Origin of the sequence: Limisalsivibrio acetivorans (assembly GCF_000421105.1) — a bacterium.
In the GTDB taxonomy this organism is placed as follows: Bacteria; Chrysiogenota; Deferribacteres; order Deferribacterales; family Geovibrionaceae; genus Limisalsivibrio; species Limisalsivibrio acetivorans.
This window is the reverse complement of the sequence record NZ_ATWF01000001.1, coordinates 2,296,934-2,319,517: the sequence shown is the minus strand read 5'-3', so window position 1 is coordinate 2,319,517 and position 22,584 is coordinate 2,296,934. Positions and strand designations below refer to the sequence as shown.

Annotated in this window: 20 protein-coding genes; 6 read left to right on the top strand and 14 right to left on the bottom strand. The window is 49.5% G+C overall.

Translation table 11 applies throughout. The features are described from left to right. Positions 1-210 precede the first annotated feature (210 nt). Both K300_RS0110935 and K300_RS0110930 read left to right on the top strand, forming a co-directional pair. Entirely contained in the window at positions 211-1,401 is a 1,191-nt protein-coding gene (locus K300_RS0110935) for an ATP-grasp domain-containing protein (RefSeq protein WP_022851714.1), read from the top strand. Then, positions 1,398-1,784, top strand: a complete 387-nt coding sequence (locus tag K300_RS0110930) for a nuclear transport factor 2 family protein (protein ID WP_022851713.1) — start codon at positions 1,398-1,400, stop codon at positions 1,782-1,784. The genes K300_RS0110935 and K300_RS0110930 overlap by 4 nt, the downstream gene beginning before the upstream one ends. A 48-nt stretch (positions 1,785-1,832) precedes the next feature. On the opposite strand, the gene K300_RS0110925 is transcribed toward K300_RS0110930, so the two are convergent. Next, positions 1,833-2,684, bottom strand: coding sequence for a DUF7537 family lipoprotein (locus K300_RS0110925; protein WP_022851712.1), 852 nt, complete (start codon positions 2,682-2,684; stop codon positions 1,833-1,835). 554 nt (positions 2,685-3,238) lie between these two features. On the opposite strand from K300_RS0110925, the gene K300_RS0110920 reads away from it, so the two are divergent. From K300_RS0110920 to K300_RS0110910, 3 genes are read left to right on the top strand one after another with little or no spacing between them, the layout of a single operon-like run. Continuing rightward, complete coding sequence (locus K300_RS0110920) at positions 3,239-3,733, top strand: hypothetical protein (protein ID WP_022851711.1); 495 nt, start codon at positions 3,239-3,241, stop codon at positions 3,731-3,733. Positions 3,734-3,772: 39 nt separating this feature from the next. After that, positions 3,773-4,420 (top strand): DNA-3-methyladenine glycosylase, encoded by a 648-nt coding sequence (locus K300_RS0110915; RefSeq protein WP_022851710.1) that lies wholly within the window; start codon positions 3,773-3,775, stop codon positions 4,418-4,420. Between the two features lie 37 nt (positions 4,421-4,457). Beyond that, positions 4,458-4,937 (top strand): DsrE family protein, encoded by a 480-nt coding sequence (locus tag K300_RS0110910; protein WP_022851709.1) that lies wholly within the window; start codon positions 4,458-4,460, stop codon positions 4,935-4,937. 465 nt (positions 4,938-5,402) lie between these two features. On the opposite strand, the gene K300_RS0110905 is transcribed toward K300_RS0110910, so the two are convergent. From K300_RS0110905 to rpe, 10 genes are all read right to left on the bottom strand, one after another. Further along, positions 5,403-5,915, bottom strand: a complete 513-nt coding sequence (locus tag K300_RS0110905; protein ID WP_022851708.1) for a ferritin — start codon at positions 5,913-5,915, stop codon at positions 5,403-5,405. Positions 5,916-5,941: 26 nt separating this feature from the next. Beyond that, positions 5,942-7,519 carry a glycoside hydrolase family 57 protein gene (locus K300_RS0110900; protein ID WP_022851707.1) on the bottom strand — a complete coding sequence of 526 codons (1,578 nt, stop codon included), beginning with the start codon at positions 7,517-7,519 and terminating at the stop codon, positions 5,942-5,944. Then, entirely contained in the window at positions 7,519-8,274 is a 756-nt protein-coding gene (locus K300_RS0110895) for a DUF4912 domain-containing protein (protein WP_022851706.1), read from the bottom strand. Before K300_RS0110895 ends, K300_RS0110900 begins: the two co-directional genes overlap by 1 nt. Beyond that, a complete protein-coding gene (locus tag K300_RS0110890) occupies positions 8,271-9,692 on the bottom strand; it encodes a glycogen synthase (RefSeq protein ID WP_022851705.1) in 1,422 nt (473 codons plus the stop codon). Before K300_RS0110890 ends, K300_RS0110895 begins: the two co-directional genes overlap by 4 nt. Further along, complete coding sequence (locus tag K300_RS0110885) at positions 9,689-10,729, bottom strand: galactose-1-phosphate uridylyltransferase (RefSeq protein WP_022851704.1); 1,041 nt, start codon at positions 10,727-10,729, stop codon at positions 9,689-9,691. The genes K300_RS0110890 and K300_RS0110885 overlap by 4 nt, the downstream gene beginning before the upstream one ends. Before the next feature lie 14 nt (positions 10,730-10,743). Continuing rightward, on the bottom strand, positions 10,744-12,792 hold the full coding sequence (locus K300_RS0110880) for an alpha-amylase/4-alpha-glucanotransferase domain-containing protein (RefSeq protein ID WP_022851703.1): 2,049 nt from the start codon (positions 12,790-12,792) through the stop codon (positions 10,744-10,746). A 10-nt stretch (positions 12,793-12,802) separates the two neighbouring features. After that, positions 12,803-14,905 carry a glycoside hydrolase family 57 protein gene (locus tag K300_RS0110875; protein WP_022851702.1) on the bottom strand — a complete coding sequence of 701 codons (2,103 nt, stop codon included), beginning with the start codon at positions 14,903-14,905 and terminating at the stop codon, positions 12,803-12,805. Positions 14,906-14,907: 2 nt separating this feature from the next. Further along, positions 14,908-17,406 carry a sugar phosphate nucleotidyltransferase gene (locus K300_RS0110870; protein WP_022851701.1) on the bottom strand — a complete coding sequence of 833 codons (2,499 nt, stop codon included), beginning with the start codon at positions 17,404-17,406 and terminating at the stop codon, positions 14,908-14,910. A 25-nt stretch (positions 17,407-17,431) separates the two neighbouring features. Continuing rightward, complete coding sequence (locus K300_RS0110865; RefSeq protein ID WP_022851700.1) at positions 17,432-17,797, bottom strand: response regulator; 366 nt, start codon at positions 17,795-17,797, stop codon at positions 17,432-17,434. A gap of 277 nt (positions 17,798-18,074) precedes the next feature. Beyond that, the gene (rpe, locus tag K300_RS0110860; protein ID WP_040463785.1) at positions 18,075-18,716 is read right to left on the bottom strand and encodes a ribulose-phosphate 3-epimerase; all 642 of its coding nucleotides are present in this window, start codon (positions 18,714-18,716) and stop codon (positions 18,075-18,077) included. Positions 18,717-18,837: 121 nt separating this feature from the next. Here rpe and mltB point away from each other — a divergent pair, with 121 nt between their 5' ends. Further along, a complete protein-coding gene (gene mltB / locus K300_RS0110855; protein WP_022851698.1) occupies positions 18,838-19,818 on the top strand; it encodes a lytic murein transglycosylase B in 981 nt (326 codons plus the stop codon). Positions 19,819-19,995: 177 nt separating this feature from the next. Here the strand turns inward: mltB and K300_RS0110850 are convergent, their stop codons facing one another. The 3 genes from K300_RS0110850 to K300_RS0110840 all read right to left on the bottom strand — a co-directional run bounded on the left by K300_RS0110850 (position 19,996) and on the right by K300_RS0110840 (position 22,576). After that, positions 19,996-20,721 (bottom strand): amino acid ABC transporter ATP-binding protein, encoded by a 726-nt coding sequence (locus K300_RS0110850; protein ID WP_026836422.1) that lies wholly within the window; start codon positions 20,719-20,721, stop codon positions 19,996-19,998. Positions 20,722-20,731: 10 nt separating this feature from the next. Beyond that, entirely contained in the window at positions 20,732-21,676 is a 945-nt protein-coding gene (locus K300_RS0110845; RefSeq protein WP_022851696.1) for an amino acid ABC transporter permease, read from the bottom strand. 90 nt (positions 21,677-21,766) lie between these two features. Continuing rightward, positions 21,767-22,576, bottom strand: a complete 810-nt coding sequence (locus K300_RS0110840) for a transporter substrate-binding domain-containing protein (RefSeq protein ID WP_022851695.1) — start codon at positions 22,574-22,576, stop codon at positions 21,767-21,769. Between the last annotated feature and the right edge of the window lie 8 nt (positions 22,577-22,584).

Below are 22,584 nucleotides of genomic sequence, written 5' to 3'. Positions count from 1 at the left end.
GAAACAATTATACGAAGAACAAATATTATCAATTTTAAAGAGGCCGAGAAGGATCTTCCAGTTCCAGACCTATACAGAGAATGCGGCACGAACAGCCCGGCTTTTTTTGTTCCCAGACAGGTACAGTTTTTCCAGAAAACTGCATCTTTTACAAAAGAACTCTTCATGTTATAGAAACCCCCATATTTATCTTTGAAGGAGAACACCATAATGATTATTCCAGACAGGCCCTTTGTTTCAGATATAATGCTCAATTCCGCCGCCAAATTCGACATACCCCTTGTGTACACCTCAACAGCCAGAGAGATGGGCATAGACCGTACGGCAAATGTTATCGATGAGGCGGAGGCAATCAAGCTTCTCAATGCGCAGGAGTACCCGAAGGTGTACACAAACTCGGAAAACTCCATCGGATGGGTGGCGAAAAATCTCAAGGACACCAAACTCCCCGAGCTTATAGATAACTTCAAAAATAAGGTGCGCTTCCGTGAACTGCTCAAGCCGATGTTCCCCCATTTCTATTTCCTTGAGATACCCTTTGAGGAACTCAATAACACCGACCCCGCAACCCTCAAATATCCCTTCATCATCAAACCCGCAACGGGGTTCTTCAGTATGGGAGTACACAGGGTTGAGGACCCCTCCCAGTGGAACAACACCGTGGCAAAGATTGAGGCTGAACTCAAAGAGGTTGCAGGGCTGTACCCCGATGAGGTCATGAACAGCGAGGCGTTCATCATCGAAGAGTGCATTGACGGAGAGGAATACGCCGTTGATGTTTACTATGATGAATCGGGGGAGCCGGTTGTGCTCAACATACATAAGCACATATTCTCCTCCGCAGATGACGTAAGCGACAGGGTATACATATCCTCAAAGGACGTGATCCTCGATAACCTCGAACCCTTCACGCACTTCATGGCCGAAATCGGCAAACTCTCCGGAGCGAGAAACATTACTGTGCATGCGGAGCTGAGACGAGACGGTGAGATAATCGCACCCATAGAGATAAACCCGATGCGCTTCGGCGGGTGGTGTACCACAGCGGATGCAACCATACTCTCCTATGGGTTCAGCCCCTATGAATACTTCCACAAAGGACTCAAACCGGACTGGGAGCAGGTATTCAACGGCAAAGAGGACAAGCTCTACGGCATGATCGTTCTGGACAATTCCACCGGAATGCGGGGTGCGGACATAGAATCGTTCAACTATGAGAGCCTGCTCTCAAAATTTAAAAACCCCCTTGAAATGAGGATGATAGACCATAAACGCTTCCCCCTCTTCGGCTTCCTCTTCACAGAGACCGACAAAGATGATATTGCTGAACTCCACGGAATCCTCCATTCGGATCTTCGTGAATTCATAATACCAGCAAAGGAAAAACAGGGAGCTTTATGACAGAACAGAATATGCGCCGGATTATCGAAAACTATATAGATGCCTACAACAACTTTGACATAGATGGAATGCTTGCGGACATGGACACCGAGGTCGATTTCAAAAACTACGCCAACGACCGTGTGAACATGCAGGTAAAAGGTATAGACGAACTGAGAGAGGCGGCAGAGATGGCCGCAGAGCTTTTCTCCACAAGAAGCCAGACTATCAAAAGCTTCTCATTCGAACCGGACAAAGCCGAGATCGAGATAGACTACTACGGCGTACTGGCCGTTGATGTGCCCAACGGACCAAAAGCGGGCACCGAGATGCACATGGAAGGAAGGAGCATCTTCCGCTTTCAGGACGGCTTCATAGTCTCGCTGGAGGATTTCGGGCAATAAAAAAACCCGCCACGGGGACGGGTCTTTATATCTGAAATCTAATGATTGTTAGAACGCCTCAAGCTCGCTCTCTGTATAGGGGCCGTATGTTGTGCCGTCGATTGATACATAGTATACAACGTCAACATCGCCGGTCTCTATGTTTACAGAACCGTTGCCGGAAAAGCCTACCGTATATGTCTCGCCATCCTCAGTAATAACCGCCGTCAGGTCAACTGTGGCCTGAGCTGTTCCGTCCATTCCTTCCCCGTCCTCAGCCTGGGGATCGATAGTTCCTGCAAAGGTCATATCTGTGCTTCCGTTAAGGACAATACTACCGGAGGAAAGCCCATCGGTGTAGTCCACGGAAAAATCAGAGTAGCTGGCGCTGAGATCGATAGTAAGGTCGTAGAGATCACCATTACCTTCCGCCATAACAACATCGAGTGTGTTTGCGTAGGAGCTTCCGTTATATATGGTGTACGTGCTGTCACCTTCGCTGTATGAAAAGTCGCTGATGAATGTAGCATCACCGGTAAGGTCGAAGGTGAATGTTGTAGGGTTAAGCTCGGTCTGGGAGGTTCCTGTATATGTAATGGTTACATCGTTCACACCGTTCTGGTCTAGGTCGATGGAGATGCTTTCATTGATCTCCGCTCTGGGCATAACACCGAGCGCCGCACCGCCGGCACCGCCGGGGATATACATGCTCTCTCCTGCAAGGGTTGCAGCTTCACTCACCGCATTAAAACTCTCGCCTACAACCTCTTCCTGCTCCTCGGAAAGCTCTGTAGTGGTATCACCACCGCCGCCTCCGCCGCCATCATCTCCGGTTGTGTCTCCATCTCCGCTGCCTCCACCGCATCCGGCAAGGACAAGCATCATAGCCACTAAAACTGCAAAAATGAGTTTTCTAAGCATTTTTTCCTCCTATATTGTATTTCCTGACCATCGTTCAAGATATCTAAATTATAGCATCCTAATTGGCACATATCTGTGATTTTTACCCCCAAACCCGCCAAGGACGGTTAACGTTTTCTTAAACCCCTAAAACCCCTGAAATATTTTTTCCTAAAATCATTGTTTATTTTATGGGCACGTTCCTAAAACCCAACCAGCATAAGTGAATAAAATTCTTTATCCCCCTGCGGTTTTATTAATCCCTCCTAATGAAACATATGCACATTTTACAACCGCATTGATTATGGAATAGACAAGGCTTCCAGATACGCCATAATAAGCATTTTAACAAACATATCAGCTATTTACAAATTACTAAAATAGGATATCTTATCATTAATCAAACAATAAAATGGTTTTTAAAGCGGTCTGAATTCATTTTCCTACCTGTTTCATAAGTTTACAGGAAAGCGAAAATAATGAACTAAAGTTCCCCACCAAACGGGCGTTATTATATTAAGGACCATTATAGTCCGATTTTGTATGTCTTAATCAAAACGCCTGAGAGGTGACTTATGCTTATAGATATCCAGCTTCTGAACACAGTAATGGCGCTCATTTGCACATGCGGACTCTATACCCTTGTCAGCATGGCCCGCTCATTGAGGGAGACGGAGAGGATCAACCGCCACAGCATCGAGGCCCTTGAGCATCTGCAGTGGTACAAGGCGCACCTTAAGCTCGTGGACGACAACACCCCCGTGAATGAGCTCAGCCCGGAGCACCTTGAGCATTTTGGCCCCATCGCCGTATACTATCAGGAACTTATACGTGACGACTTCGAAATGCGCTCGTCCCTCCTCCGCCTGCTCAGCAAGCAGACCGGCAGGAATTACAGCGTTATCGAGATGCAGAGATGCTTTAATGACGGAGTTCTCAACCGCTTCTTCATAGACCTCGCCTACCGGGGCGATTACCTGTACTCGAACATAGTCGGCCTTCAGCTCCTTAAGAAACACGGCTACAACGATAAGTATAGGCACATCATGGAGGAATCCGGCTTGGTATAGATGCTTGTACTGCTGTGCTTTTTTCTGTAGGGTTAAACTATGGAAAGACTTACATCAAAGTTCTTCGACAGGGATGCGGCTCTTGTTGCGGAGGAACTTTTAGGGAAGGTCATCTACCGTGAAGTGGAGGGTGTGCCCCTTCGTGTGATGGTCATCGAGACCGAGTGCTACTACCTCGCGGACAAAGGCAGCCATGCATCTCTGGGCTATACCGAAAAGCGTTCCCCGCTCTTCATGGTCGGCGGTACGGTGTATATGTACTATGCAAGGGGCGGGGATTCCCTGAATATCAGTTCCCGCGGCGAAGGAAACGCCGTACTCATCAAGTCGGGTATTCCCTGGGGGAACAGCGAAGAAGGGATAGAACTCATGCAGAGGCTTAACCCCGTAAACGGCAGGTTAAGAGAACCTGAGCGTCTATGCTCCGGACAGACGCTCCTTTGTAAAAGCCTCAATCTCAAGGTCCCCGAGCACAGCGGTGTAGGCATTGATGAAGCGGATTTCTGCTTCCTGAACGATGGGGATAACCCCGAAGAAATCATCCAGACTACGAGGCTCGGCATACCCGAAGGTCGAGATGAATATCTCCCCTACCGGTTCATCCATAAGAGCTATGCAGGATACTGCACAAAGAACCCTCTCACCATGAAAAATCCTCCTCCATACTCCCTTTCCCTTCAAAAATAGTACTCAGGTATTATTGTATAAATACTAGGAGGTCACTATGAATAAGCTCATTATTCTCATAACCATACTCAGTCTCAGTGTATTTGCCTACGCATCCGAAAACTTTTCCGATGCGCTCAAAGGGGTTGATAAAACAAAGGTAATAGTAGATTTGAACCAGGGTAAACCCGCCCTCTTGAACCTGCGGCTTAAGCTTATTAAGCAGACCTTTGAGGATATCAAAGCGGGTGGCTCAACCCCCGATGTTATAGTTGCTGTCCGTGGGGGCGCATCCAGATTTATGACCAAGAGTGACAGCCACATAAACAACCTAGACTCAAAGCTTAAAACCGAGATGCAGAAACGTATCCGTGCAATGGTGAAGGAAGGTGTTCGCTTTCAGCAGTGCGGCGTTGCCATCAACCTGCAGGGGATTGGGGAGGATGAGATCATAGAGGAGATAGAGGTCGTTAAGAACGGCTATGTATCCTTGGTCGGATATCAAAATAAAGGCTACGCCCTGCTCCCCATGGAATAAAAAAAAGGGGGCAAGAGCCCCCATTAATATTATCTGTAAGTTGCGATTTCAGTTAGAAAAGACAACCCGTTATTTTGATTAACCATACAGGCAGGCCACGGTCCAGCACCCAAAGATAGCCGAGGCTACCCGACCAGACTAGCCCACATGGCCGGTTATTAACCCAAATACCCTGGTCGTTACCCGAACCAGCCCACCCCGCTAAGTTATGCAAGGTCGTAATTAAGCCAGAAATGATAGCCGAGGTACCCAATCAGACTAGCCCACCTGGCTGGTTATTAACTCAGATACCCAGGTCGTTACCCGAACCAGCCCACCAGACCAGCCCACCTGGCTGGTTATTAACCCAGATACCCAGGTCGTTACCCGAACCAGCCCACCAGACTAGCCCACTTGACCAACTATTAACCCAAATACCCTGGTCGTTACCCGAACTAGCCCACCAGACTAGCCCACCTGGCTGGTTTATTCGGCGGCAGCGTCTGCGGGGAGTGTTCTCTGACCAAGCTCCTTATCGAGCATGAAGATTCCGTTACCACTGCTCTCCACAAGCTTAAGCTGGTCGAGGATCTCGTTCACAGAGGCCTCTTCCTCCACCTGCTCGGTTACGAACCACTGAAGGAACGCATTCGTACCGTGGTCCCTCTCGTCAAGGGCGAGATCCACAAGGTTGTATATCCTTTTGGTAACCTCTTTCTCGTGGGAGAGAGTTTCATTATACATTTCAAGGAGATCCTTAAAGCTCTTCTTGGGCTTATCCATCTTATCAAGCTCAACATCAATACCCTGATCGAGTATGTAGTTGTAGAACTTCATGGCGTGGGCCGTCTCTTCCTGATACTGAACGTAGAACCAGTTTGCGAAGCCTTTGAGTCCTTTAGACTCGCAGTCTGCGCTCATGGCGAGGTATACATATGCTGAATAGAACTCGTAGTTCATCTGATCGTTAAGTGCTTTTCCCATTTTTTTACTAACCATTTAAACTCCTCCAAAATAATATTTATCTATGCATACACACGAAAATCTATCTCGGGGAATATGCTGTTTTTGTTTTCAAGCTTCGTGAGATAATCATCATCGTGCTTGCCGTCGTCCAGCATCTCCCTGAGACGCATAAAGTTATGTATATGCTCCTTTGTTCTTCTTACTGAATACTCTAAGGCGGTCTCCGTTGTCATCAGAAATGCCCAGTCACTGCTCTGGGCGAGGAACAGCTCCCTTGCCATCTGGTTAAGGGCCCGCTTGATGAAGCCCTCTCTCACAGAGCTGTGCTTTCTCGCCATACTCACCATGGAATCCGCCATGAAATGCAGATGACGGTATATCCATTCGTTCCCGCCATTCAGCCAGACATCGTAGAAACCTTTATCCCCCCATGAGGAGGGGTTAACCTCTACAACCTGATTGGTGGGGAACTCATCGAGATATTCGAGGGGTGTTATGGGTTGAACACGGCTCTCCCCATTCATCGCCCTGAATACCTGATAAAGGAACTCCGGTCCTTCGAACCACCAGTGCCCGAAGAGCTCTGCATCGTAGGGTGACACAACGAGGGGTTTGCGGTCTATTAGCTCATCAAGCTCTTCCAGCTGGGCGACACGTTCGGCAACGAAGTGTTTACCGTGGGCCTCAGTCTTCTCCAGAGCAATCTGTGGGTCATAAAACTCTTTGTTTTCACTCTCGCCCGTAATGCGGTGATATTTAAGCCCTGTGAAAACCCTTGTTCCATCGGGGCTTATATACGGGGATATGTAGTCGAAATCGAGATCGTAACCGATATCCCTGTAGAAATCCCTGTAATATGGGTCACCGGGATAGCCTTCCTTGCTGCTCCAAACCTGCTTTGAGGAGTAGAAGTCACGACCGAAGGCGGCCACTCCGTCCTTTGTAAAAACAGGGGCATAAACGCCATAACGTGGCCTTGGCTTGGAGAAGAGGATGCCGTGGGTATCCACAAAGAAGTACCTTATACCGTAATCTGAGAGGATCTTTTCAAGTCCTGAGTAGTAGGCACATTCGGGGAGCCAGATGCCTTTGGGTTTGCGTCCAAACTTCTTTTCATGGCTTCGAACGGCCATCTCGATCTGAGCTCTTACGGCGTTATCCTCGTTTGAAAGCAGAGGAAGGAAGCCGTGGGTGAACCCGCAGGTAATGATCTCAAGGCTCCCTGTCGCCTGAAAGTAACGGTATCCGTTGAGGATATTACGCTGTAGAAAGCCGTAGTAGAACTCTCTTATACGCTCGAAACGGTCGAGATACATCCATGCGAGCCGGTTCTGCTTCGCATCCCCCACCGTTCTGTCCTTCTCCTTCTCGGCAAGCTCAATAAGCTTCTCAAGATGCTTTTCGTAGCGCTGCATGAGCATGCCGTCTGCGAGCATATCCGCAAGGGGAGGTGTTACAGATGTGGTTATACGGAAGTGTATCCCCTGCTCCTCCATCTGCTTCATTTTCATGAGGAGTGGTATATATGTTTCTGTTATGGCTTCATAAAGCCAGTGTTCTTCTAAAAAGTAGTCGTACTCAGGATGCTTCACAAATGGTAGATGAGAGTGGAGCACCAGCATCCAGTATCCTGACATTATTTATCTCCTTTATTGCTGTCGGAGGGGTTTCTGTTGATCATTTCGCCTGAGGAAACCGATTTCTCTATGTACTTCATGATCTCCTGGAATATACGCACACTCCCTGGAACAGCCTGATCCATCTCGTCCACACCGGAGAGACGGTAGATCTCCTCGATCTTCTCGCCGACGGTCATCCACGTTTCCTCGTCCACATGCTCGCTAACCTTGTCGCTGGGCATATGTACCTTGCGGGAGGTAACAACTGCACGGTAGTTGCCTCTGCTGTCCATGATACCGATCTCCGCCCATATGAAGCAGTCTGGGACGTATAGGTCGAAGTACCATGTACCGTAGCGACCGACACGGACACTCGCCTTCTCCTCAACAGCATCATCGCAGGAGGTGAAGACCTTGAGGATGTAGGTAAGCTCCGGTGAATCGAGCTCCCGGCTGAGCTTATCGAGTGTTTTGTCGCAAAGCTCCCAGTAAACATACTCACGCTTGGGGTTTATGGGGAGCAGAACCACCGTATCCACTTGGTAACGCTCGGGGATAGGATAGTTTGGCTGGGGTTCTCCCTTTTTCTTCTCCCCCTGTTTATCCTCTGCATACCCCGGCTGACTCGTTACGCTGTTTTCGGGGAGAGGATTCTTCATAACTTCTTCAAGCGAAGCTATAAGCTCTTTCTTGTTCATCTTGGAGCGGTTTTTCACATTATGCTCCGTAGCGAGCTTATACAGCTCTTTCTTAGTCATTTTGGCGAAATTCATTCCTTTCCTCCGCAGAGCGAATCGTATAGTTTCATATATTCTCCAGCGGTTCTTCTCCATGAGTAATCCAAACCCATGAAATGTACCGCCTGTGATTGCAATATATCACTGTCTGCAAAAAGTTCCATAGCTGTGGCGATGATCCTCATAAACTCTTCACGGCTGTACTGCTTCATGACCAGTCCGTGGCCGCCGTCTGTTATATCCTTAACTGTATCCTTCAGCCCTCCCGCTGTACTCACAAGGGGTACAGCGCCGTATCTCATACCTATGAGATGGGATGTTCCGAAGGGTTCATACACCGAGGGAACCATAACAAAGTCCGCCGCCGCATAGAGCTTATGGGCCAATGCCTGATAATACCCCTGATAGAGGTGAATGTTGTCATATTTTTCAGAAGCGCTTTTCAGCGCCCTGGAATAATGTATGTCCCCATGCCCCAGAACGATGAAATCAGCATCCAGTTCAGAGAGTTCCTCTGCTGAATCGATGAAGAGATCCAACCCTTTTTTATGGCTGAACCTGCTTACCATAACAAATAGGGGCCGTTTCGATTCAATACAGAATTCCTTTGCCAGCTCCTGCTTGTTTAGCTGCTTCCATTTCCTATCGTTATGTTCACAGCGGCAGACGATGTGAGGGTCATCATCGGGGTTCCACTGGGCATAGTCTATACCGTTAAGTATCCCCTGGAGCTTTGAGGAGTATTCACGCATAACCCCGGCCATGCCCTCTGCTATGTCCTCGGTTTGAATCTCCTCCGCATAGGCGGGGCTGACTGTTGTGACACGATCGCTGAAGACCACCCCACCTTTGAGGAAGCTTACGTGATCGTAGAACTCTATGCCGTCGATACAGTAGACATCCCAAGGAAGGCCGAGGCTGTCCATGCTCCCCCTGCTGAAGCTCCCCTGAAAGGCTATATCGTGTATGGTATAGACCGTGCGGGAGAGGATGCGGGGGTAGTTGTAGTGCAGATACACGGGAACAAGCCCCGTCTGCCAGTCGTGGCAGTGTATAATATCCGGCTTTTTCTCCATCTTATCAATATAGTTCAGGCAGGCACGGGAGAAGGTGCCAAAGCGGATATCATTGTCGGAGTAATCGAAATCCCTGTTACCATAGATGCCGTGTCTATCGAATAGCTCGGCATTATGGAAGAAAAGATACTCCACACCACCCTGATTCTTCCGGTAGATAGTGTATTCAAAATCATTGAATCCTGACCGCACAGAGGTTCTGAAGCCTGTCTCCTCAAGGGCATGCTCATCCCTGTCTATCTGTAGATAAAGGGGGAGCATTACGCAAACATCCGTCTCGGCGGAGTGGAGTGCGGCGGGGAGCTTCTCCAGAACGTTTCCGAGACCGCCCGATTTAACGAACGGTCCCGCTTCACTGGCGATATGAACTACTCTCATCTCTCGGCGGCCTCCCTCAGGTAGCCTGCGCAGTCCTCGGGGCGTACGGGATTAATATGAAAACCCGTACCCCATTCAAAGCCTGCTATACTTGTGAGCCTCGGTGCTATCTCTATGTGCCAGTGGAAATCCTGCTTTATACTGTGCCAGTAGTCAGGCTTTCCGGGTCTGTTTGTGAGCGGCGGGGCGGTATGTATAACAAAGTTGAGCTGCGGATCCTGCAGAACCCTGTCCAGACGTCCGAAAAGCTCGCTCATTATATCCGCAAGTCCGTGGAGCTCACTCTCATTGGTCCCTGCGAAGTTGTGCCTGTGCCTCTTCGGGTAGACATGCAACTCGAAGGGGAAGGATGAAGCATATGGGCAGAAGGCCAGAAAATCCTGATTCTCATACACCAGACGCTTTGCCTCACGCTGCTCCTCCTCAATTATATCACAGAAGAGACACCGCTCCTTATTCCTGTAGTGCATCCTTGCGCTGTTCAATTTTGTTTTAAGTATGTGAGGGAGCACAGGAAGGGCTATCACCTGGGAATGGGGGTGGCCTATGGCGGAGCCGAAGCCTATACGGTGGTTCTTAAAGGGCATAATACAGCGAAAGCGAGTGTCGTTGGTGAGATCACGTATCCGCTCACGGAAGGTAAGAAAGAGGTTGTACATCGTTTTGCGGTCGTAGCCGGAGAGGGATAGGCTGTGCTCCGGAGTATCGATGATAACCTCATGGGCACCAACACCCGAGACCTCGTCATAGAGCCCCTTACCCGATCTCTCAAGCTCGCCCTCAATGCGGAAGGCGGGGTACTTGTTCGGTATAACCCTTGTGTACCAGTCCGGTTTATTCCTTTCATTCCCCTTTCGAAGAGCGAAGACCTCGTTGGGGGTTTTATCCTCATTACCATAGCAGAAGGGGCAGTTCGAGCTCTCCCTCTGCGGCTCCACTTCGCATTTCTCAAGGGTGAAGTCGTGGGGTCTTCGGCTCCTTTCTGTAGCAATAACGCTCCATTTTTTCTTAACCGGGTCGTGTCTCAGCTCTGACATATCCTCTCCGTCAACTAACTAATATCTATAACAAGGCTCCCCTTCATCTTGAAGGAGCCTGTGAAACGCATTGGAACAGCGATGGCGATCCCCTGTGATGTCAGGTCCGCCCCCTTCTCCGACTGGGATACGGTTTTCACCGTGAAGGCATACCCCTTATCACTCCCGGGAACAGAAAGCCTCAGCGATACAGGTGTGGCTGCGTCCTTTATGACAGAATCGCTGAAATCCGCCTCGAGCCCCTCACCGCAGTTTTCACCGTTAATAAGGGTATTGTTCAGATCCATGAAGTGGAAGTTGAACTCGGCGAAGTATGTGATCTCTTCTGGGGAGTCGGATGTGAAATCGATCTCAAAATCTATCCTGTTCTCTTTGAAGGTGAATCTCTTCTTTATCTTTGCACTGTAAGACTTATCACCCAGATAAAGCCCCCCTTTGCGCTCAAAGGATACACCCTTGGCGGATGTTTTCACATCTGCGGGCTGGTTTGCAAAATCACCAACCTCATTAAAGGAGCAGCACTTAAAATCCCCGAGGGAGAGTGAGGGTGTGAAGTGATCTATGAAGGAGTTCCTGTTGTACCAGTCGTAGCTTAGATGCGCCTGCATCTCCTCGCTGACCTCGATATCAAGGTCGTGGATGGTGCTTATGCCGTCACCATCGCTCTCCTTCTTATCCCCCTCATCCTTCTCGGGAACGAAACGTTCGTGGTACGCCTCCTTCCTTCTGGTGAGGGTATTCAGCAGGTTGATGCCGTGTTTCTTGATTTCAAGGGCACAGAGCTGCCCACAGTCCCTTGAGGTGAACATGGCGTTGAAATCCCTGTTACGGATATACAGATCGTCGTAACCGTTATACTCCATATCCTCCTGCTCGATGGCGGGGAATGATGTTCCGGCGAGTTCCTCCAGCCTCCTCTCACCCTCTATGATAAAACGCCATGAGTTGTTGCGCAGGTTGGGGAGATACAACCCGCCGAATATGCCGTGCCACAGAACATCGTTGCACTGGGCACGATACAGGGAATCGGTGAGTTCGTCGTCATTATAGTCCGCCGCGTATCTGCTGAGCCTGAGAGCCCTTTTATGGATACGGTTGCTCTCGGGGTATTTCGCAAGGAAGTTCTTCCAGATACCCCCCTTTATGAAAACATCGGCGTAGTCCTTATGCTCCGTATCCTTCACATCCGCCGCAAGCTCCTCCATCTGTATGGTACGCTCGGCAAAGAGGGACCATTCACCCATCTCGTAGTAGGAGGTTACGGGTAGATACGCCAGACCGGCCGGCTTTTCCTTTTCAACGGTTTCATCGTATCTGGCAAAGGCAACCTTGTCGCTTTTGTTCACAGCCTTTATGAATTTCTCAAGCCACTTCTTCTCATACACCCATTCATAGGTATCGGGCCAGACGCCGAACTTTTCGCCGTCATCGAATATTACGGAACACTTACCCCCAGAGCCTTGGACATCCTCTAAATAGTCCACCACCTTCGTCTCATCGTAGAAGGGGATGTAGTATCGCAGGTTTTTGTCTATGGGAAAAAGGTTTACCCTGTAGCCATCCTGTTCGGTCACGTAGTAGCCGTTAAGCATCTCTTTGTAGTAGCCGGCGGAGAGGAAGTGGTAATCATCTACGATAACATTCTCAATGCCGAGTTCTGCTGCATCGGGTATTATAGATGAATCCCACACACGCTCGGTGAGCCAGAGTCCGGTCGGTTTCTGATTAAAATACTTCTCAATATATTCGCTCAACATCTCTATCTGCCCCCGCCTGTCACGGGAGGGTATGGAAGCGAGGACTGGCTCATAGTATCCACCTGTGAAAAACTCCGCCTGCCCCCTTCCGGCGAGTTCCTGCATTATCTCAAAGGTCTTGCCGTGGCGCTCCCTTATGAACTCAAGGAGCCAGCCGGAGTAATGCACAGAGAACTTGAATCGCTTGTACTTAAGCGCAGTTTCCATAAAAGGTGCGTAGCAGTTTTCCACCGCTTCATCAACCACATGGGTAAAGTTACCTACGGGCTGGTGGCAGTGTATTCCCATCAAAAGGGGCAGTTTCATCTCTCCTCCATCAGACTATCCAGTCATCCTCAAAATCTTCGGTCACGTCTATCTCGACCATGTTGTAAAGGGGTGCACGCTCGACGATATCTTCGCCATCCTTTACCCTGAGAACAAGATATAGCCTCTTCCAGCTATCCTTAAAGATGCTTGTGAAGGGGACTCCAACCTCTGCTATCCTGCCGAAATGGTAGAACACACCCTCCTCGGTCTGTCCGCTACCTCCTGCCAGGGGGATTCGGAATATCTTAACATCATCAATAGTTATCTCGATCTCAAGCTCACGCCCCCGCTCCATGATTGAGGCAAGTTCACCCTCAACCCTGAGATAGAGGCAGTTCTCATCCCAGCCGTAATACAGCTTTTTGAGGCTGCTGGAGGAGGCGTGCATTGCGCCTGCGTCAAATTTAAGGTCAAACTCTCCCGCACTGAGCCACTCGAAGAAACTGGTCACTTGACCATCCACCACCGGGGAGAGGAAGTAGTTCGGCTTGCGGACTATACCACTCTTGTGGCTCTTCTTTATGGGGATAAATAGATCCGCAGGGGGCTTTACACCCACTGCATCGTATACGTTCTTCAGATGGTTTCTGAAGAGCTTGTCAAAAAGGTCGGACTGTAGGCTGAAGTGGTCATCCCCGAACCACCAGAACCAGTCGCTACCTTCGGCTATATGTATCTCACGCATCGCTTTCTCGATACGCTCCTTGTCATCTGTATAGTTAACCGCCTTCCTCGCTTCGCTTAGAAGACGCCACGCCTCGTTCTTCTCCGAGTGACCGAGCCATGTGGTAAAATCACCGTATATCCATGAGCCGGCTCTGATCTTATCCAACCGGTTCTCCGGCACATCGCTGAGGCGCACTCCTTCGGACATGGTAACAGTATCGAGCCACTCCGTCTCCTCAAGCCTCTTATAAAGGGCACGGAAGAAGGGTTCTCCGTTCTCCTTGTAGTACTCCCATGCGTTTTCCCCGTCGAGGATAACGGGCACGAGAGGTGAATCATCCATAGAATCGTATATCACCCTGAGCTTTTGAATAAAATCATCCGCCGCACGCTCCGGTTCCCATCCGCTGTAGGTAAAACCGATGAGATCGCTGAGGATCTTGTCACGGAAGTAGATATTGATCCGCCTGCCGTTCCTTTCGTAGTAATGCCTTCTGTATAAAAGCTTACGGTTTTCCGAAAGGGTGAGGTTGGTCTCCATGGAACCTGCCAAAACATCCTCGTCGCTGGCGATCCATTCGACTCCGTTAGCGGCAAAGGTTTCCGCTGCCGCTTCGCTTATGCTCCCCTCCGCAGGCCACATACCCTCTGCCCTTCGGCCGAAGATGTTCTCATAATACTTAAGAGCTTCGACCACGTGCCATTTGTAGTCATCCTCAAAGGCGTTGGATGCGGCGGGCATGCTTATCTCTGGCAGTGCCTCTTTGGCGGATTCCAGATCTATAAGCAGGGGCAGGATCGGATGGTAGTACGGAGTCACCGACACCTCAATGACCCCCTTTTCCATGAGCTCCTTGTACAGGGGAACGATACGCCCCACACTGTCGCACAACGCTTCGATAAGCTTTGTTTTGTCATCCTGGGAGTAGCCCCTCCCCTTCTCGATTAACTCTGCCACCACGGGGTATTCCCTGCGGAAGAAGTTCCCCGTCCAGCTGAGAAGGTAAAGTACCTCAAGATCCAGTATCTCCTCTGCATTAAAAAGCTTGTCCGGTGAATCGAACATGCTCCCTCTGCTTTTGCGGCTGTACAGCTCTGCAAATCGACGAAAAGGGGCTATCATATTGCTGTAGTTCGCCATGAACAGCTGGGGGATCAGCGTGGATTTCTCCTCGGAAGACAACTCGGAGGGTTCCCTGCTGAGGAGTTTTATAAATGTGTCCTCCACCGAAGGGTCACGGTAGTCATCCAGCTGTTCCAGAAGGGATGGAACAACATTAAAGGTCTGCTTAATCCCCTTATACTCTTTAAGATACGCAGGGATCTCGTAGTAGTCCTTCACGGCATGGAGGAACACCCACGGCATATGGAAAACACCGTCGGCATCATCCCTGTAATAGGGCTGGTGCATATGCCACAGAAAGACAAGATGGAGTTTCTTCATAACTATTCCTGGTTCTCCAGCCAGCTGTGAATCTTCTCCTTGTACTCCTCCTGGAGCGCCTTTCCTGTCTCTTCATCCATAGCTTCAACGTAAACATGAACGTTGGGGGAGTATTGATCGGGAACCATATGGACCCAACCCCTGTCCTCAAAAATAATCTTTATGCCGTCCAGAAAGCTTGCATCCCTGTCCATCGCCTCTTCGCTCATCTTGCGCATGAGAAAGCCCTTGAGCTCAAGGGGGCAGTTGATCACGTTGTGGACAAAGTAGTAATCGGGAACAAGCTTAAGCACCTCGCTTATACCGAGATTAAGCCTGGCCAGCATCTCAAGGAGTTTAACGGAACAGTACATCGCATCGGCATGTATGCCGTTATCAAGGAAGATATAGTTGTGCTGGAGGTTGCCGAAGAAGTAGAAGTTCCTCATGTAGCCGACCTTAAGGCCGGTCACTTTGCCGCGCACTATCTCAACGTTCTTAAGCTCGCTGTCGAGCACGGTGGGAGAATATGCGGGGAGGTAAACCTTCACCTTCTCCTTTATGGTTAAATCTATCAGTTTTATAAACATCATCAGAGCAAAATCACCCCGCAGGGCCCTGCCCTTGTCCGTAATTATGCTTATTTTCTCGCCGTGGGGGTATATTATAAGGCCGAGATCAGCCTCCTTAACCTTTACAATGTCCGAAACCTCCTTAAGGGAGCTTTCGTGCTGATGGATGGTTTTGGAGAGCTTCATCTCATCCTGATAGGAGTTCAGGATAACCGACTCCGCACCCATCCGGTTGAGGAGATCGGGGTATATGTTCTCCGTTGTACCGTTCATGAGGTCCACAACGAGCTGGAAACGCCTTGCACGGATATGATTAACATCAAGGGTTTTAAGGAAGCTTTCACGGTAGAAGTCCTTAACCATGTGCTGTTCGTATATCTCACCTATCTCCTCATGGGCCGCCCTGCGGAAGTTCTCCCGGAAGAAGATACGCTCAACACTCTTCTCCATACCGGAGTCGATGGGTGTTCCATGCTCATCGAAGAAGAGTACCTCCGTATGGGTGGAATCACTCTGTGACTGGCGGAAATAGACACCCGCAACCTCGCCGAACATGCTCAGCTTGTGGCACATTACCGGAAGGGGGCTCATACGGATATCCGTAACATTAACCCCCGTGGAGAGAAGGCCTCCGAGAAAGCACCGCTTAAGCATTCGGGAGCCTCTGTGGTAGTCACGGCTCAAGAGAACACGGGAACCTGCGGGGAGCTGGCTTCCAAGGGCTGAACCGAGCTTTGCGGCAAGCTCCGGCGACATCTCCACATTCGTTCTGGCGCTTACCTTCCCACCTTCGAAGATGGACTTCTTCCATTTATCGCCCCAGATAAGGTTGCTGCTCACGATGGAGCTCTCCTCTATCTGTTTGTTGGGCCAAACCATTACATCCTTTTCGAATATTACGTAGTTCCCCACCTCGGTGTCCTGGGCGATAATACAGCCACTCTCGCCCATAACCTTCTTGCCGAGAAGGACATGGTTGCACAGGACCACATTCTTGAGGGAGCATTTCTCCCCCGTCTTCACCTCATCCCAGAGGATGGAATCCTCAATAGAGGTTTCTGCACCGATAACACAGTTTTTACCTGCCACCATATTGGAAAGCTTTGCATCCTTGCCCACTCGACAGCCGTCACCAAGGATAACAAGCCCTTCGAAGCTTGCCGTATCGTCTATCTGGACGTCTTTACCAAGGAACACCCTTGCCCCATCCTTTTCGGCGAGCTCACCGTCATAATTGAGCTCCACCTCTCCGTTAATGATCTCATGGAGCGCAGCACGGTATGAATCGGGGTTGCCCACATCCCGCCAGTATCCTTTGGCGTTGTAGCCGTATATGTTGATACCCGCAGACATGAGCTTGGGAAAAAGATCCTTGGAAAAGTCGAAATTAGCGTTGTCTGGTATATACTTAAGCACTTCAGGCTCGAAAACGTATATACCTGTATTGATGGTATCGCTGAAAACCTCACCCCAGCCCGGTTTCTCAAGGAAGCGGACGATCTGTCCATCCTTGTCTGTGATAACCACTCCGAACTGGAGGGGATCCGGTACGGAGGTAAGCGTAATTGTCGCTTTGGAGTTCTTTACATCGTGATAGCCGATTATCTCCTGTATGCTGAAATCAGTAATAAGATCGCCGCTGACGATGATGAACTTCTCGTCCAGGAACTCCTCCGCCTGCTTTACAGCACCTGCAGTTCCGTAGTCGTCATCGGGGAGAACATAGGTTATATTAACCCCTCTGTCGCTCCCGTCGCCGAAGTATTCCTTAATAATCTCAGGCTTGAAATAAAGGAGTATAACGATGTCCACAATTCCTGCCTCTTTGAGGGACTCGATAATATACTCCATCATAGGTTTGTTCATAACCGGTATCATCGGTTTCGGTACGCTGGAAGTAAGGGGCTGAATCCGTGTACCGAATCCGCCGGCCATAACCACTGCCTTCATAATAAAATATCCTCTCTAAATCGTCTTATTTGCTCTTCTGGAGAACCTTGTTTATCTCACCCACAAGGCTGTCCAGATCCGATGGGGATTTAACCCAGTATCCATCGGCAAGCCATGTGGAGAAATCATCCTGATACGCACTGTAAGCTGTCGCAAGGATCGTCTTAAGACCCTTGTGCTTCTTTGTTATCTCCTGGAGTATATCGATTCCGCTCTCACCCTTAAGCTTGATATCAAGCAGGATTACATCAATATTCTCTTTTTCGAGTATAGGGAAGCACTCCTCACTCCCCGCGGCCTCGAAAACCTTAAAACCCTGATCCTCAAGCTCTGTTTTGTAAAGAAGTCGGATGTCAGATTCATCATCCACTACAAGAATCGAATGAGCCATATTACGCCTCCATAAATCATTGGTAGAACACTTTCAGGGGGCTTTCTTTTCCGGGAATATCCGAAGGAGCCCAAGCCCGGCGCACTACATTAAAAGCTTTACAGCACCGCCGTAAAGCAGACAAAGCACAGATTAACCGCCCCTCCCAGGACCGGAAGACTGTGCACACATGCTCACAAACGCCCTAACCACAATAAATATTCATCCAGCATTTGCCAGAGTAAATTATTATAACATAGTGGAAGAAGAGCTATCAAGAATACCGGAAAAAGAGCATTCAAACCTTGAGGGAGGCTACAGCATCGCTGTAGGAGGGGGAGTTGAAGACATAGCTTCCAGCCACAACCGCATTACATCCTGCATCAGCAAGCATTTGCACATTTGAGTCGGTCACGCCGCCGTCCACTTCTATGATAAGATCCGGGCGAAGTGTTTTAGCCATATCACAAATCTTTGACACTTTTTTTAAGCTGCTCTCAATAAATTTCTGGCCGCCGAAGCCCGGGTTAACGGACATAACGAGGACAAGGTCCACAAAGGGGAGAATCTCCTCAAGGACCGAGGCAGGGGTATGGGGGTTAAGGGAGACACCCGCCTTCTTGCCGAGGTCATGGATGAGGGAAACCGTCCTGTGCAGATGGGTTGCGGCTTCGTAATGGACTGTGATCCAGTCTGAGCCGGCATCGGCGAAATCCTGAATATACCTGTCCGGATCGGTAATCATAAGATGCACATCAAAGGGCTTCTCTGTGCACTTGCGTAGTTTCTTGATCACAGGGGGGCCGAAGGTTATATTCGGAACGAACTGACCGTCCATCACATCGAGATGGATCCAGTCCGCACCAGCTTCGTCGATGGCCCGTATCTCTTCGCCAAGTATTGAAAAATCCGCACTTAATACGGAAGGAGCAACTATCATGGAGCGTATAATAATGAAGCGGGAGGAAAAGTGCAAGCTATCTTTGCCCCCTGCAACATAAGGAACAATCTTCACATTTTTTTTGCTTGATTCGCATCTCTTTAAGACCGATAGTTCATCTATGAGACAAACACTTATAAGGCTTATCACAGCCTCAGCCCTTGCAATAACACTGACATCCACCGCATATGCAGTTGCCATAAATGATGAAATGCGCACATTTGCTTCCGATATGGAGCAGAAGCACGGCTTTAAGAGCGCATACATCATAGAAAAGCTGAAGGAGGCGGAGCTTAAGGAACGAACCATCGAACTGATGGATCGCCAGCTTAAGAAGACGCCGTGGCATGTATATAAAAAGCGAATGATAACCGACAAACGAAAAGAGCGGGGAGTTAAGTTTTACAGGGAATACCCGAACACCCTGCGCAGGGCGGAGGTAAAATACGGGGTAACATCAGAGGTTATTGCCGCCATCCTCGGTATCGAAACGAACTACGGCGACTACGTTCTCAAGCACAGCGCTCTGGATGCCCTTGCCACCCTCTCCTTCCATTACCCCAGAAGAGCGGCATACTTCAAAGGTGAACTGGAGCATCTGTTTGTATTCTCGAGGAAAAACGGCATCGACCCAGCAGATGTATTGAGCTCTTACGCCGGCGCAGTGGGCATACCCCAGTTTATGCCCAGCAACGTCTCAAAGTATGGCGTGGATTTCGGCGGAAACGGTAATATGGACCTAATCGGAAGTAAGCCCGATGCCATCGGAAGCATCGCAAAATACCTCAAGAACCATGGATGGGAGCGGAATAAGCCTATCGCTGTAAAGGCATACGTCAGAGGTAACGGCTACAAGAAATTCCTCGGAAAAGGCATAAAACCGAAATACAGCGTCCGTGATATGGAACGAAACGGAATCCGCCCATCCCTCTGGGTAGACCCCAGTCTCAAGGGTGCTTTGATAACACTTGAGAAGAAACGGGGGAGTGAATACTGGATTGTATTCCAGAACTTCTATGCCATAACCCGCTACAACCACAGCATTAACTACGCCATGGCCGTAACCATACTAAGCAAGCACATCGAATACGGCAGGAGATAAAAAAGGGCACAGCCGTTAAGCTGTGCCCTATGGTTGGTTATATATTAATTCTGTTAGCTCGGTTACAATGTTTAACCATTCAGGGTTATACACAAACCGAAGTTTTCATCATGACTACAGTTACTCGGGCATCGGGCACATCTTGCTCCCATCTGAACCGTCCCAGTCAGTCCCCTTTTAGAGGATCTGGCTGAGGAACTTCTGCAGGCGCTCGTTCTGGGGATTGTTGTATATCTCCGAGGGTGTATTCTCCTCGAGCTTAAGCCCTTCATCCATAAAAACGATCCTGTCCGCAACCTCACGGGCGAACCCCATTTCGTGGGTAACAACAACCATGGTCATCCCCTCCTTTGCGAGGGTTTTCATAACATCAAGCACCTCGCCGATCATCTCGGGGTCGAGGGCGCTGGTGGGCTCGTCAAAAAGCATAACATGGGGGCGCATGGCCAGTGCTCTGGCGATGGCAACCCTCTGCTGCTGTCCGCCGGATAGCTGGGAGGGGTAGCTGTCACGCTTATCCGAAAGCCCCACCTTCTCGAGGAGCTGTTCCGCTATCTCCACAGCCTCGTTTTTGGCAACCTTCTTCACCTTCATGGGGGACATGGTTATATTGCCGAGAACCGTTTTATGGGGGAACAGGTTGAACTGCTGGAACACCATCCCCACGTTCTCACGCATCTTGTTTATATTGGTTTTAGGATGGGTAAGGTCCATCCCGTCCACCTTAACCTCGCCGGAGGTAACCTCTTCCAGCAGGTTCAGCGTTCTAAGCATCGTGGACTTCCCCGAACCGGAGGGTCCGATGATAACCACCACCTCTCCCCTGCCTACGTCCAGATCCACGCCCTTAAGCGCCTGCACACCATTGGGGAAGGTTTTTACAACGTCTCTTGCTTCTATCATCAAATCCATATCAGTCGCTCCGTGCCATATTTCTTTCAAGTTTCTGCACAAGCACCGAAAGACCCGATGTGAGCACCAGATACATCAGCGCTACTGTGAACCATATCTCGAATGGACTGAATGTCGAGGCGACGGCCTCCCTTCCAGATTTCGTAAGGTCTGTAATAGAGATAACAGACACAAGGGATGAGTCCTTAATCAGGGAGATAAACTGACCCGCCATGGGTGGCAGCGTACGTTTAATCGCCTGGGGAAGAACAACATACATCATCGCCTTCGGATAGCTCATGCCGAGACTTCTCGCCGCCTCCATCTGCCCCTTGGGGATAGACTGGATACCCGCCCGGACGATCTCCGCAATATAAGCACCGGCAAACACCGCCAGTGCCGCAATACCCGCAGTCATACGTTCAAGCTGGAGTACGGTTCCGATAAAGAAATAGAATATGAAAATCTGTACAAGGAGAGGTGTACCCCTGATGAGCTCCACGTACAGAATCGACAGCTTTTTAAATGCAGGGTTTCTGGATACCCTGGCAAGACCGGTGAACACACCTATTATAATCGCAAAGAATATCGAGACGATCGATATCCACAGGGTTACAAGAAGCCCCGTAAGCAAAGGCCCCATCTTGAGACTCTTTGTGGAGGAGACAACATCCCCCTCGAAAACGAGATCACCGTCGCTCAGGTTTGTTTTACCCGGCTCCTCAACAACAAAAGGGTCCCCCCCCATGTCGGGTTCAACGATGATCCTCCCCTTCTCTATTACGGCTGTTCCGTCGAAGGGGGCCCGGACCTCTTCATTGGCCATGTAGAGGATATACTTGGGAACTCTGTGCCAGCGCCATATGTAGTCGATATTCTTGGAGGCTGTGTAAACGCTTACACAAAGCCCAAGAAGAAAGGCCGCAAGTACCAGGTTCCAGATTAGATTTTTCTGTTTGGCAGACAAATTATCAGCTCCTTTGTCTATGGAATTCAGCCCTGCAACAAGGGCTCTAAATTACTGAGGGGGCCCTTTCGAGCCCCCTTTATTAATCTTTTACTGGATGTCCTTCAGCCAGCTGTTGCTGAGGAACCATTTCTTGTAGACTTTATCGTAGAAGCCGTCACCCTTGATCTGTGCAAGGAAGTTGTTCAGCCAGTTCATAAAGTCCGGATCACCTTTTCTAATTGCCCATGCGAGGGGCTCGTAGGTGAAGGGCTCATCGAGGAAAACAAGGTTCTTGGGATTCTCGGAGTAGTAGGAGGCTGAATAGGGAAGGTCGTATACGAAGGCATCCGCCTTGCCGTTAACAACTTCCATAACTGCTTCCTGCTCTGTCTCAAAGAGTCTGAGCTTAGCCTTGGATATGTATCTCTTAGTGGCCTTCTCCGCTGTAACACCAAGCTTTGTCGATACGGTGTACTTGGGGTCGTTTAGGTCTCTGTAGCTCTTAATCTCGTCCTTAAGATCCTCACGGATAAGGATTGTCTGACCAACTACGATATAGGGATCGCAGAAGTTAACCTGAAGGTTACGCTGGGGGGTAATAGTCATACCAGACATAATAATGTCGAACTTCTTTGTGAGAAGTGAGGGTATGATACCGTCCCATGCGGTGTTCACAAGGTTGAGCTTAACACCCATATCCTTTGCCATGCGCTTGGCGATATCTACGTCGAAACCGACGATCTCGCCTTTTTTGTTCTTAAGCTCGAAGGGCATATAGCCAGCCTCGAGACCTACCCTGAGCTCACCCCTTTTCATGATCTGGTTGAGGGTTGACTCCTCCCAAAGATCGTTGCTGTTGGCGAACGCAGCGGAAACACAGAAAGCCATTACCGCTATGATTGTAAGCAGCTTTTTCATAGTCTATT